A 12,427-nucleotide genomic window follows, 5' to 3' on the forward strand; every position below is an offset into this window, starting at 1 on the left:
CCCGGACACCGACGCCGTCGGCGGCCATCCCCGAAAGGGGTGGCCGCCGACGGCGTCGCGGGCGCGGTTTCGCCCGATCAGCCGGGTTCCCCCGGCTTGGCGTCGGCGAGGCCGGTGAGGGCCTGGCCGAAGACCTCGCGTGCCCGCTGGAGGACCTTTTCGCGCCAGCGGGCGTCGTCCGCCGGGCAGAAGGCGTCGCGGATCAGCCGCTTGAGGCCGTGGCGGACCGCGTCGGCCGGAGGGCGGTGCCCGTGCAGCCAGTTGTCGGCGCACAGCGCCAGCAGGACCTCGGGACCCGGCAGGGTGCCGAACTCCAGGGTGATCGCCGTCAGCAGGCCACCCGTGCCGAGGCCGTCCGCCACCGAGGTCGCCGTGTTGCCCACGATCGGCGTGGAGGAGGACGTGCCCTCCTCGGAGGCGGTGAGCGCGTCGCCGTACCACCGGCGGGCCCGCTCACGGGCGTCCGCGTCACGGCCACCGCGGAAGATGGGTTCGCCGACACCGCGCTCGCCGAGCCCGGTGTGCAGGTCGATGTAGGCGACATGGCCGGCGCCGGCGATCCGCTCGGCGACCACCGTCTCGAAGACCCGCCGGGACCAGGCCGGGGCGTGTCCGCCGTAGAACAACCCGTCGGGGTGGCGGTACTGGCCGCGGGTCACGGCCTCCTGGAGGCGCTGCGGACCGAGCCGGTCGCGGAGCGCGGTGAGGTCCGCGACCAGTTCGCCGGGTGTGAAGGCGGCGGCGTCCGCCGGTGCCAGTGTGCGGTGCACGGCGTCGTAGGCGTCGTTGTGCGGCGGGGCGGCGTGGTCGACGAAGTTCCGGTTGAGGTCGATGTTGTCCTCGTTGACGCGCCGCAGGTAGGCGAATCCGTAGGGGTTGAGGGAATGGACGAGCAGGACGCCGGTCCCGGGCCCGGCCGCGGCCCTCGCCATGCCTTCCCGCAGCAGGATGCCGGTCTGGCAGGCGGAGCCGCAGAAGCCTTCGATGCCATGCGTCCCGGAGACCGTCACCAGGAGCTTCGCCGGGCCGGGCGGCCCCAGATAGGCGGTGTCCACGCAGAGTTCGCCGCCGTCGGGCCCGAGGTGCCCCGGCAGGGTGAAGGTCCTCAGGCGCGCGCCCGCCTCCTCGGCGGCGCCCAGGAAGCCGGCCCGGGCCCGGGAGTAGTCCAGGGGGAATTCGTCCGCCATGATGCCTCGCGTTCCTGGAGTGCCTGACATGCCTGGACTTCCCGGCGCGGTGCCCCGGGCGGCGGGCCCGGAGCCTCGCCCGGGGCGCCGGACCCGGCGTCGCCGCCTGGGCTCAGCTCCGCCCGGAGGGCACCGGCACCCCGAGGGCCGTGAGGATCGCGTGCGCCCCCGCCCTCGTGGGTACGTTCAGCAGGCACAGCACCCGGTCGCCCGGCTCCGTGTGCTCGGCGAAGTACCGGTTGGCCTCGGGCACATGGCTCAGCGGCCGTTCCCGGTAGAGGTCGAGCGGTCGGCCGATGCCCGGGATGACTCCGCGCACCGGGTCGAACGCGGCCCGGGGGGCGAGCGCCGCGGCCACCTCGGCCGCCAGGGCCTCCTGGCTGTCGTCCTTGCCGGCGAGGTCCGGGTACATGCTGATGTCCGGATGACCGCTGAAGGCCGACATCGCGCAGTGCACCACGGGGTTGTACGTCTTGAGCGCGATCACCTCGGGGAACGGGCGGCCGTCGGCGAGCAGCCGGGCGAAGTGCAGCGCCCAGCTCTCCCTGAAGACCGCGCCGCCCCGGTACGCGTCCCCCACGAACTGGATCATGATGTGCAGACAGGGCCGCCCCGACGGGATCCGCGCCCACCGGGAGGTGAGCAGCGAGACGACCCGGTCGTGCTCCCGGTCCACTCCCACGACGACGTGGTCGGCCTCGGTCAGCATCTCGCGGCGGAGCGTGAACAGCTGCCGGGTGTGAAGTCCCGGCATGGCGAGGACCAGACCGTCCACGATCCACTTCTCGGTCCCGGTCGGCAGCTCACGGCCGGGCGGCAGGGCCCGTATCTCGACCCCGGACCGCCCGCCGGGCCGCGCGCCCCGGTCGTCGTCGGCCACCGCTGCCCCGCTCAGACCTCGGCCGAGGTGGGCAGCGGGATCTGCGCGTCGCTCTTGCCGAGCACGGTGAGCTGGTGCAGCTCCACGAAGTAGAGCTTCCACAGCCAGTAGACGTTGTGGAGGTGCTCGACGACCTTGCGCTCGTCGGCCTCCGAGTGGATCAGCGTGGACAGCACGCGCCACACGAAGTCGTCGTGGTCGTCGTCGAGGTCCGTGTTGACGTGGGCGCGGGCGCCCTTGACGTTCTCCTCGCCGAGGACGTCGCCCAGGTTGTCCAGCCAGTCGGGCTGGGTGCGCGTGGTGACGTACTCCACGAAGTACACGCTGGTGATCAGCGCCATCGGGCTGTCCTCGAACTCCATGCCGAACTGGAGGTATCCGGTGAGCAGCTTGGTGGAGAGCAGGGGCTCGGTGGAGTAGATCTGGTCCTTGGTGACACCGACCTTGGCGAGGTCCGCGGCGAACAGCCGGTCGTGCAGCATCTCGTCGTCGGTGTAGTGCGCCCACGCCTTGGCCTGGACGGGGTCCACCTTGGTGAAGTACTTGATGGCCAGCGCGTCCACGGTCCGCTTGCGGCGCAGCCGCAGGATCGTCTCGATGTTGTGCCGCTTGTAGTAGTCGAGGTTCAGCTCGGAGGCGTTCTTCTGGTGCTGGGCGTACGGGACGGTCTTGTAGAAGTCCTTGATGAAGGTGTCGAGGACCGCGTCGACCTTCTTGCGCAGGTCGGGGTTGATCGTCATGGCGTGCTTCCCTCCTTGGGGTCAGTGGCAGCCGCAGCCCGCGCTGGAGACGCGCTGCATCCGGCCGCGGCGTACCGCCTTGCGGGCGCCGAGGACGGCGGTACCGTCCGAGGTCACCAGTGAGCTGCGGGGGCACAGGAAGGCCAGGGCGAAGCGCGTGGCCGGCGTGATCCCCAGTCCGAGATTCACGACTCCGCCGGTGGCGCCGTACACCTCGTTCGGGCCGCAGTTCGCCGGGATGATCTCCGTGGTGGTGTTGATCCCGAAGCCGAGTTCCCAGATGACGCGGTAGCGCGGATCGTCGGTGAGGAGCTTCTCCAGCTCCACGGCGGCCGAGGCCGCCCCCCGTGTCTGCGGGGTGACGCCCTCGATGCTTCCGGCGGCGATGTGCAGCGTCACGGCGTCGGAGACGAGCGGCGAGAGCGCTTCGAACAGCCTCCGCTGGTCGGCGGCGTCGGCCGGGTCCCGGTGGCGGTGGACGATCGGCCACCCGCGCAGGGTCAGATCCCCGTCGAGACCCAGCAGCCGGGCCTCCGGTTCGAAGGTGGTGATCTCGGCGGCGGTGACGCTCAGCTTGCCCGAAGGGAAGATCTGCTGGTCGCCCGGTTCCAGGACACCCGCCTGCATGTTCCAGACGCAGTCGCCGACCGTGTGGTCGAACTCGGCCTCGGTGCCTGAGGCGTCGTCGACGATCGTCAGCCGGTCGCTGTCGCCGACCAGGTCGAAGAACTCCTCGGCCACCCGGGCGTGTCCGGCGACGTCGGTCAGGGCGGCGGTGCGCAGGAAGTAGCGCACGTGCTCGTCGGTCAACGGCGTGGACCCGGCCGGCAGCACGGCCAGCTTGCGCCCGCCCAGCTCCCGCGGGGTCGGCGAGTCGAGGAACTGCCCGGGGCAGGCCGCCAGCACATGGGCGTCCTCGGGGACGCTCCGCTCGATCAGCTCGCCCAGGCGGGTGCCATGAGGAAGCGTCAGACGCAGTGCACGGGAATATCCGTCACCGGGATTCAGGGAAATGGATTCGCCGTGCTGTTCGCTCGTGATCAGACAGAATGTCCCGGCCGGCCGGCCGAACTGGTCGAAATCGCTCGTCGTGAGTTCCAGCGATGACACGGGGCACTCCCTGGGAAAGAACAAATGGGAACCCCGCGGCGGGGCGTCGTGAACACCCCGCCGCGGGTCGGTACTCAGCCCAGGAGCGTGCCCAGGTAGTTGCGGTTCTTCTGCACCTTGATCTTCTTCATGGGGAGTCACCTCCTGTTGGGTTGATTTTCTTGCGTTCACCCCGACCGGGGGGTCGTGACCCGCTATGCGAGAGGCACGACCCTTTCCACGGTGGGGTGGTCCGGGTGGCCGATCACCGCGACTCCATTACTGGTCAGCACGCGGGTGTCGGGCGAGATGATGTCCAGGTGGTACTGGGTGTACGGGGTGAGTCCGAGGCCGAAGTGCAGACAGCCTTCCGTACCGCCGTACACCTCGTTCATGGCGTGGTTCCCGGGCAGGATGTCGTGCGAGGTGTTGAGGGCGTGGCCGATCTCCCAGACGATCCGGTACCGGGAGTCGACGGCGAACATCTGCTCCAGCATCGCCACGGCCGGCGCCGCTCCCGCGTCCAGCGCCTGAAGGCGCGTGATCCTGCCGTCCTCGACGGTCGCCTTGATCGCGTTGTCGTGCATCGCCCAGAGCTCGGCGTGGATACGGGCCTGGTCGGCGCGGGAGAAGGAGGGGGTGCCGTTGTGCAGGATCGGGTAGCCGCGCAGCGTGATCTCGCCCTCCAGCGGCAGCTTCAGTGCCTCGTCGAACTCCCTGATCTCGACGGGCAGGACGCTGATCTCGCCGGACGGGACGATCTGCTGGTCGCCCCAGTCCAGCGGGCCGGCCTGCTGGTTCCACACCAGGCCCTCGCGCAGATGGTCGAGGGTGGCCCGGGTGCCGTGCACGAGGTCGACGTACACGAGCTGTTCGGAGTCCTCGGCGAGTTCGAAGAAGGTGTCGCAGAACGCAGCCTGGTCGGCCGCCGAGGTCCGTTCCATCACCCCGAGGAAGTGCCGGATCTCGTCGATGGTGGTCGGCGTCGAATTGCACGCCATTCCCATGATCTTCCGGCGGCCCACGAGAGACGGGTCCGGTGACTCGAAGAACCTGCGGGGCGAGACGACGAGCACGTGCGCGGGTTCCGGGATCTTCTTCTCCAGAATGTCCTCGAACCGATCGCCGGCGTCCAGCGTGATGGTGAGGAAATCCCGGTACGGTGCCGTCGGCACTATTTCGATACGATCCACCAGCTCGGAATTCGTGATCAGACAGAAGGTGCTTCCGGTGGCCTCACCGAACTGGCTGAAGCGGCCGGGATCAATGGCTATCTTGGTGGACACGATCACTCCCGTCATGACCTTTGCGCGTTTTCTCGCCGTGGCCTCCAATTTGGCGGGTGACGGGGTCGTAGGGCTATAGGACGATGGTCCCTGCACCCTGTTTCGCGACTGGTACTTCCGACCGTGTCGGCATCGGCCGCGGTGCTGTATTTTCTTCGGCCGGTGTCGCAGTGCGCAGAGCCGGCCCCGGTCACGGCCGCACGCCCCAGGGCCGGCCACTCGATCACGGCCGCACGCCTCAGGGCCCGCCCCTCGATCACCGCCGCACGCCTCAGGGCCGGCCCTTCGGTCTCCGGGAGCCGGCCCCTCGCTGCGCGGACGGACCGTCAGTGCGTCCGCGCCGGGGCCACCGGGGTGCGCCGGGAGACCGCGTGGCGACCCCGGTGTCGGTGAAGGCCAGGGCCGCGGCGGCGACGAGTCCCAGCGGGGCAAGACCGGCCCAATAGCTCCCGTACGCCCCGTAGCGCACGCCGTCGACGGCGAAGCCGGCCGTGGCGAGCGCCAGTATCAGCCACGCCCGCCCGGGCACGGCCGGGGGCTCCCGCCCGGGCACCGGGGCCCGCTCCGGCCCGCGCACCGACCGCTGCTCCGGGCCGCGCTCCGGCCCGCGGCGTGGACCACCCGGCCCCGGGAACCCGACCGATGGGCCATCACGGCGCGGCCGACCGGCCCGGCGGCGGACGGTCCGAGCGGGCGGGTGCGGGCGATCCGAGCGGACGCATGCGGGCGGGCCGGTCACGCGTGCGAGCGTGGAGGGGCCGAAGTGGGGGAACCCCAAAGGCAGTTGTCCCACGCGGACCGTCCCCGAGGACAGCGGCGGCAGTCCCCCACCCACCGTTCCCCACTCACAGTTCCTCACCCGCTGCCCTACCCGTTGCCCCCACCGACCGTCCCCGTGACAACAGCGGTTGTTCGCCACGGACCCCGGGACTCGTCCCGCACGGTCCGCCCCCTCCCCACATGCACGGAGGCTCCCCCCCATGCTGCGAGGCATCGACGTCAGCGCCTACCAGTCGTCCGCGTACAGCACGGCCGGCCTCTCCTTCGTCTTCGTCAAGGCGACGGAAGGCCGCTCGTACGTCAACCCGAAACTCACCGCGCAGGTGAGGACCGCCCGTGACGCGGACTGCGTCGTGGGCCTCTACCACTTCCTGTGGCCCGGCGACATCACCGACCAGGCCGCGTACTTCGTCGGCAAGGCCCCCGAGCGGGCGGGCGACGTGCTCGCCGTCGATTGGGAGACCACCGGCGACGGCACCCACGCGAGCAATGCGGAGAAGGACCGTTTCATCCGGAAGGTGAAGGAACTCCGCCCGGACAACCGCGTGGTGCTCTACACGAACCGGGACTTCTGGCTGAACGTCGACACCACCTCGTACGCGGGCGACGGCCTGTGGATCGCCGACTACGTGACCGCCGGTGAACCGCGCATCAAGGCGAAGTGGCGCTTCCACCAGTACACCTCCGAGCCGGTGGACCGGAACGTCGCGGACTTCGAGACCAAGGCCGCCCTGCGCACCTGGGCGGACGGCGCCTAAGGGCTGTCCGAGGGTCGCCGGTCACCGGCGCGACCCGCATCCGCGCCGGGGACCACGGGTGGCCGCGCACGCCGAAGGGGCGCCCTCCGGAAGTCCGGCGGGCGCCCCTTCGGACGGCGTCACTTGTTCAGGTGGATCCAGAACTCGTCGAACGAGAGCACCTTGTCGCCGTTGATGTCGCGGCTGGCGATGACGGCCGCCGCCACCGACTCGGTGACGTTCCAGTCGCCGCCCTGGGCGAGAGCGGTCTTGAACTCGGCCGCGGTGATGAACCCGTCACCGTCCGAATCGATCCGCTCGAACTGCTTGCGTGCTTCCTCGATGTCGGCCACCGGTCCGCCCCTTCGTCGTGCGTCAGTCATGCGTTGCCGCATTGTGTACGGAGGTCAGATTAACGGTCCGCCCGAGCGCTCAGTGCCGCGACCACCATGACGAACACCTCACGGTGCGCCGGCAGCGGGTCCATACCCCGCACCGGGGCGGTCGGCTCCCGGAAGCGGACCACCTCGTGAGAAGTCCGGTGCCGTCGTCGATCATGTCTGCGAGTCTGGGCCTTCCAGCGGGTGGAGACTCGAGCGGCGGGAGACAGTCGTGCCCGGCACTCTGCGCGACATTCTGGACGCCGCCGCCCGTGGGGTCTTCCCGCCGCCCGACGGCGCCGTCACGGTCGTACGCCAGCACTCCCCCCGTGACGCCGGGGTCCTCGCCTTCACCGCGCACTCGGTCGTCTTCACCGACGAGGACGAGGGCTGGGTGCGCGCCACCCTGGGAGCCCTCGACTGCGACACGCTCGCGGCGGCGATGAACCCACGGTTCCTCGCCGCGTTCATGGAGCGGACGGGGCGGTCGAACGACACGGTCGACCTGCTGTCCGTCGCCGCCCCGCTCCCCGGCCCGGCCACGCTCGCGCTCACGGAGACCGACGGTCTCGCCCACCCCCGGGTCGCGGGAGCTAGCGGGCGGCGCGACGGAGTACGGGCGTGGGCCGCGGACGGCGGGGTCCTCGTCCTGGGGCGGGGCGTCGGGGGGCGCCTGGAGGCCTCGGTCGAGGTGCACGAGGGAGTACGGCACCGGGGGCTGGGCCGGGCGCTGGCGTCGGCGGCACGGCACCTGGCCGGCGAACCGGTCTGGGCCCAGGTGGCCGCGGGGAACGCCCGCAGTCTGCGGGCGTTCCAGGCGGCGGGTTACCGCCCCGTCGGCGCGGAGGCGCTGCTCAGCGCGCCGGGACGATGACAACACCCGCTCGCTGCGCGCGAGTTGGGTTCGTACGGAGCACCGTCAGGTTCTCCGTACGGTTCGACTGCCTTGGCCCTAGCGGAAGATGCCCGTGTGGCCGAGCGAGTACCGGCCGGGCTGGGGATAGACGGCGAGGCCGTGCGGGCCGCTGCCGACGTGGATCCGGGCGATCTGGTCGCCGGTGCGGGTGTCGATGGCGTACACCTCCGAGTTGTAGCGGCCGGAGAGCCACAGGACCTTGCCGTCCGCCGAGACGCCGCCCATGTCGGGGCTGCCGCCGTCGGGCAGGCGCCACTTCTTGGTGAGGCGGTTCCGCTTGAAGTCGAAGATGGAGATGGTGCCTTCGCCGCGGTTGGAGATGTACATCTCGCGCGAGTCCCGGCTGACGTAGAGACCGTGGGCGCCCTTGCCCGTGGGCAGCAGGGTCGGCCGGGTGAACTTGTCGCCGTCGAGGATCCACACGCCGTCGGCCATCATGTCGGCGATGTAGAACCGTTTGCCGTCCGGGGAGATCTTCACGTCCTGCGGCATCGCCCCGTGGAAGGGCAGCCTCTGCTGGCCGATCACCCTCATCCGCTCGGTGTCGACCTTCAGGAGTTCGCCGCTGAACTCGCAGGACACGATGAAGTAGCGGCCGTCCGGGGAGAAGTCGGCGTGGTTGACGCCGTAGCAGCTGACCGGCTCCGTCTTGACGGTCTTCATCGTGTGCGCGTCGCGGAAGACGAGCTCGCGGTCGAGGGAGGCCATCACGATCGCGTACTTGCCGTTGGGCGTGAAGTAGAGGTTGTACGGGTCGTGCACGTCGACCGGCTCGCCCGCCTTGCCGGTCTTCGGGTCGATGGGGGTGAGGGTGTTGCCCCGGTCGTTGTTGACCCAGAGGGTCTTCAGGTCCCAGGAGGGGACGACGTGCTGGGGCTGGACGCCGACCGGGATCGTCTCGATGACCTTGTACGTCTTCGGGTCGATGACCGAGACCGTGTTGGAGTTGGTGTTGGGCACGTAGACGCGGGAGGGGAAGTCCTTGACCGCCGGGGAGAGCCGACCCGGGCGGTCGGCGGCGTAGACGTCCGACGGGTCCAGCAAAGGGGGCATGCCGGGCAGGCCCTGGACGGCGGGCTTCTTGACCGGGGCGGGCGGGACGCCCGCCTTGGTGGTGGCGTCGGTCCGGTCCACGTGACCCTGGGAGGAGGCGCCGCAGCCCGCCAGGGCGGCGAACGCGGTGAGGGCGGTGCCCGCGATCAGGACGCGGCGCAGGGAGGAGGGTGGCGTCAGCATCAGCTCAGCAGCTCCGTGGTGGTGACCGCGCCGAGGCCGCGGCGGTCGAGTTCGTGCAGAAGGGCGGGGAGGGCGGCGACCGTGCCTGCGTATCCGAAGTGCAGGCTCACGACGGAGCCCGGGCGGACCTCGGCCAGGACCTTGCGGGTGACGGCGTCGGCGCCCGGCGAGGTGTAGTCGAGGGAGTCGACGTCGTAGGAGAGCGTGTGCGGGTAGCCCGCCTCGCGGGCGAGGCGTTGGACCAGGGGGGAGGCCCTGGGGCTGCGGGACGGCCGGAACCAGGTGCCGATCGAGCCGGTGAGCCGTCTGAGCCGGTCCGCGCAGTCCCGGATCTCCGCGGCCGCCTCCGTCGCCGTCATGGCGTTGATGTCGAGGTGGCGGTGGGTGTGGTTGCCGAGGTCGTGGCCGCCGTCGAGGATGCGGCGGGCGATGTCCGGGTGCTCGTCCAGCCAGGTGCCGACGGCGAGGACGGTGACCCGGGCGCCGGCCTTCTCGGCCTCGCCCAGCAGCGCCTTCGCGACGGCGGGGTCGCCCTGGCCGTGGAAGGTGAGAGCCACTCTGGGCGGGTGGGCGCTGGGGCCGTGGGTGATTTCGGGGGGCTGGGCGGGATAGCGGCGGGGGGCGGGCGCGGGGGCTGCGCGGGTCGCCTTGACGGGGGGTGCGCTGGGCGCGGCCGGAGGGGTCGTGAGGTTCTGGGGGTGTGCGGCTCGCGGGGCGGAACAGCCCGCGGTCACTCCGGCGGCGAGGGTTCCTGCGGTGAGCGCGAGTCCCGTGAGCAGGGCAGCGCGCCGGGGCGGGGCGGAGGCTGCGGGGTCTTCGGCGGGCGTGGTCACCGGACCATTTAAGGGTGAATCGGCCGAAAAACCGGCGATTGGTCCCACTGGGTGGTGGTGCGGGTCGCTTCACGACTACCGGATACGGGGCCTCGGGCTTCCGGATACGGGCGCCCGGTCTCCCGGTTATGGGCGCCTCAGGCTTGCGGACACGGGGCCGCGGACTCCCGGATGCGGGCACCTCAGGCTCCCGGGCACGTGGCCGCGGGCTCCCGGGCACGTGGCCGCGGGCTCCCGGACATGCGGCCGCAAGACTTGCCGGATACGGGCGCCTCAGGCTTCCGAACACGTGGCCGCGGACTGCCGGATACGGGGCCTCGCCGGGGGCCGCGGGACCCGGAAGCGGAGCGGGAACCCCTGTTTTGGATCACTCGGTCCGGTCTGCGATAGTCGGCGGTGCGACGTCCACCCATTGACCCGGGCCACGGTTGTCGCCGGTGGCGCGGTTCACACCCCAATTCGTTCCGCGTCGTCCCGCAAGCCCCGGCTGCCACGCGGCCGGGGCTCATGCGTGCCCGGCGGGAGGGGCAGACGGCCTCAGCGGGGTGGTGGGCTCAGCGGGCCGGCAGATCAACGGGCCGACGACCTCGGCGGGCTGACAGGTCAACGGCAGGCGGCCCCGGCGGGCCGGCAAGTCAGCGGCAGACGCCCTCGGTGGGCCGGCAGGTCAGCGGTCGGCGACGCGCATCTCGAACCAGGTGGTCTTGCCGCGGGGCAGCAGGTCGACACCCCAGCGGTCGGAGAGCTTGTCGACGAGGAAGAGGCCCCGGCCGCTCAGGTCCATCTCCTGGACCGGCATGAGACAGGGCAGGCCGCGGGAGGGGTCACGGACCTCGATGCGGATCCAGCCGCGGCGACGGCGCATACGGAGTCCGAAAACGCGGGCGCCGGTGTGCCGTACGGCATTGCCCACGAGTTCGGAGGCGAGTAAGACCGCGTCCTCGGTCATCTTCGGGGACAGACCCCAGTGCCGCAGAACCACGACCTGGGTGAGTCGGCGCGCGGTGGCGGCGGACTCCGGACGGGACGGCAACAGCACCTCTCCCTCGGTGGGATTGCCGAACAACTCCAGTGCCTTGAGCGCTCGTTCGTCCTCGACCGCAGGCGTCCAGCGCGCCGCGGTCGCACTTCCGTGCCGCCGCGGCTGTTCCATACCCTCCAGCCCCGCCATGCCCCCATCATGGCCGCCCAGAACCCCCTTCGGGGCCGTTCCGAAGGAATAGGCCCCCCGGAACGCGACATTCCACCCCATCCGATCGGCATATGCCAGAGGCACTTCAGAGGCGGCAGGGGCCCGTCCGACCTGCTGGAACGGGGCCCGTCGGGGCAATCGCCACCGCGTTGCCGCAAGACGTACTTAAGGTTGTCTTAAGCCTGGCATAAAGCGCCCCATCGAGCGACACCGTCGTGACACCCCGTCAACCGCGAGTGGACCGGCGGGAGAAGCGGGGCGGAACCGGCCGTGCCGGCCCGGGATGCGGGCATCGCGCCCCGGGCCGGCACGGCGGGCGGCTCAGAGGAACTTCGCCTTGCCGGGGCCCTCCTCCACGAAGCTGCGCATGCCCCGCTCGCGGTCCTCCGTCGCGAACAGACCGGCGAACCAGTTCCGCTCGATGGCCAGTCCGGTCTCGATGTCCGTCTCCAGGCCCGCGTCGATCGACTCCTTCGCGGCCCGCAGGGCGATGGCCGGGCCCTGCGCGAGCCGGGCGGCCCAGGCGTGCGCCTCGGTGTAGACGTCGGCGGCGGGGACGATCCGGTCGACCAGGCCGAGCGCGAGGGCCTCGTCGGCCTTGACCATGCGGCCGGTGAAGATGAGGTCCTTGGCCTTGGAGGGGCCGATCAGCCGGGAGAGCCGCTGGGTGCCGCCGGCCCCCGGGATCAGCCCGAGCAGGATCTCCGGCTGACCCAGCTTCGCGTTGTCCCCGGCGATCCGGTAGTCGGCGCACAGGGCCAGTTCACAGCCGCCGCCGAGCGCGTATCCGGTGACGGCGGCGACGACGGGCTTGGGGATGCGGGCGACGGCGGTGAAGGAGTCCTGGAGGGCCCGGGAGCGCACGACCATCGCGGCGTGGTCCATCGCCTGCATCTCCTTGATGTCCGCGCCCGCCGCGAACACCTTCTCCCCGCCGTACAGCACCACGGCGCGGACGTCCGGCCGGGCCGTGGCCTCCTCGGCCAGTTCCTTGAGGCGGTCCTGCGTCGCCACGTCCAGGGCGTTCATGGGAGGGCGGTCCAGGCGGATGGTCCCCACGCCTTCGGCCACTTCGAGATGCACAGTCATGGAAGCAGGTTAGTGGTCGTTAACGGCAGCGGGCCGGGTGTGCTGAGTCACAGCACACCCGGCCCGGCGGAGAGCGGTCACC

The 12,427-nt window shown here is 71.1% G+C and carries 13 protein-coding genes; 2 read left to right on the forward strand and 11 right to left on the reverse strand.

The genetic code is table 11. From position 1 onward, the window contains the following. Positions 1–77: 77 nt before the first annotated feature. From ABZV42_RS28910 to ABZV42_RS28935, 6 genes are all read right to left on the reverse strand, one after another. Complete coding sequence (locus ABZV42_RS28910; protein ID WP_355983438.1) at positions 78–1,187, reverse strand: M14 family metallopeptidase; 1,110 nt, start codon at positions 1,185–1,187, stop codon at positions 78–80. 112 nt (positions 1,188–1,299) lie between these two features. Next, complete coding sequence (locus tag ABZV42_RS28915) at positions 1,300–2,067, reverse strand: hypothetical protein (RefSeq protein ID WP_355983439.1); 768 nt, start codon at positions 2,065–2,067, stop codon at positions 1,300–1,302. Between the two features lie 11 nt (positions 2,068–2,078). After that, on the reverse strand, positions 2,079–2,807 hold the full coding sequence (locus ABZV42_RS28920; protein ID WP_356054251.1) for a hypothetical protein: 729 nt from the start codon (positions 2,805–2,807) through the stop codon (positions 2,079–2,081). Between the two features lie 21 nt (positions 2,808–2,828). Beyond that, a complete protein-coding gene (locus tag ABZV42_RS28925) occupies positions 2,829–3,917 on the reverse strand; it encodes a hypothetical protein (protein ID WP_356054253.1) in 1,089 nt (362 codons plus the stop codon). Positions 3,918–4,111: 194 nt separating this feature from the next. Beyond that, positions 4,112–5,182 carry a hypothetical protein gene (locus tag ABZV42_RS28930; protein WP_355983442.1) on the reverse strand — a complete coding sequence of 357 codons (1,071 nt, stop codon included), beginning with the start codon at positions 5,180–5,182 and terminating at the stop codon, positions 4,112–4,114. A gap of 271 nt (positions 5,183–5,453) precedes the next feature. Then, positions 5,454–5,711 carry a hypothetical protein gene (locus ABZV42_RS28935; protein ID WP_356054255.1) on the reverse strand — a complete coding sequence of 86 codons (258 nt, stop codon included), beginning with the start codon at positions 5,709–5,711 and terminating at the stop codon, positions 5,454–5,456. A gap of 451 nt (positions 5,712–6,162) precedes the next feature. On the opposite strand from ABZV42_RS28935, the gene ABZV42_RS28940 reads away from it, so the two are divergent. Then, positions 6,163–6,720 carry a glycoside hydrolase family 25 protein gene (locus ABZV42_RS28940; protein ID WP_355983444.1) on the forward strand — a complete coding sequence of 186 codons (558 nt, stop codon included), beginning with the start codon at positions 6,163–6,165 and terminating at the stop codon, positions 6,718–6,720. Between the two features lie 119 nt (positions 6,721–6,839). On the opposite strand, the gene ABZV42_RS28945 is transcribed toward ABZV42_RS28940, so the two are convergent. Further along, the gene (locus ABZV42_RS28945) at positions 6,840–7,052 is read right to left on the reverse strand and encodes an EF-hand domain-containing protein (protein ID WP_355983471.1); all 213 of its coding nucleotides are present in this window, start codon (positions 7,050–7,052) and stop codon (positions 6,840–6,842) included. A gap of 259 nt (positions 7,053–7,311) precedes the next feature. Between ABZV42_RS28945 and ABZV42_RS28950 the strand changes: the two genes are divergently transcribed. Further along, a complete protein-coding gene (locus ABZV42_RS28950; RefSeq protein ID WP_356054257.1) occupies positions 7,312–7,953 on the forward strand; it encodes a GNAT family N-acetyltransferase in 642 nt (213 codons plus the stop codon). Positions 7,954–8,031: 78 nt separating this feature from the next. Here ABZV42_RS28950 and ABZV42_RS28955 read toward each other — a convergent pair whose 3' ends face one another. From ABZV42_RS28955 to ABZV42_RS28970, 4 genes are all read right to left on the reverse strand, one after another. Next, on the reverse strand, positions 8,032–9,231 hold the full coding sequence (locus ABZV42_RS28955; RefSeq protein WP_356054259.1) for a YncE family protein: 1,200 nt from the start codon (positions 9,229–9,231) through the stop codon (positions 8,032–8,034). Then, a complete protein-coding gene (locus tag ABZV42_RS28960) occupies positions 9,231–10,064 on the reverse strand; it encodes a polysaccharide deacetylase family protein (protein ID WP_355983447.1) in 834 nt (277 codons plus the stop codon). The genes ABZV42_RS28955 and ABZV42_RS28960 overlap by 1 nt, the downstream gene beginning before the upstream one ends. A 667-nt stretch (positions 10,065–10,731) precedes the next feature. Next, positions 10,732–11,316, reverse strand: coding sequence for an ATP-binding protein (locus tag ABZV42_RS28965; protein WP_355983448.1), 585 nt, complete (start codon positions 11,314–11,316; stop codon positions 10,732–10,734). 261 nt (positions 11,317–11,577) lie between these two features. Next, a complete protein-coding gene (locus tag ABZV42_RS28970; RefSeq protein WP_355983449.1) occupies positions 11,578–12,345 on the reverse strand; it encodes an enoyl-CoA hydratase-related protein in 768 nt (255 codons plus the stop codon). Positions 12,346–12,427 lie beyond the last annotated feature (82 nt).

It is taken from the genome of Streptomyces sp. NPDC005281, from assembly GCF_040607495.1.
Lineage (GTDB): Bacteria > Actinomycetota > Actinomycetes > Streptomycetales > Streptomycetaceae > Streptomyces.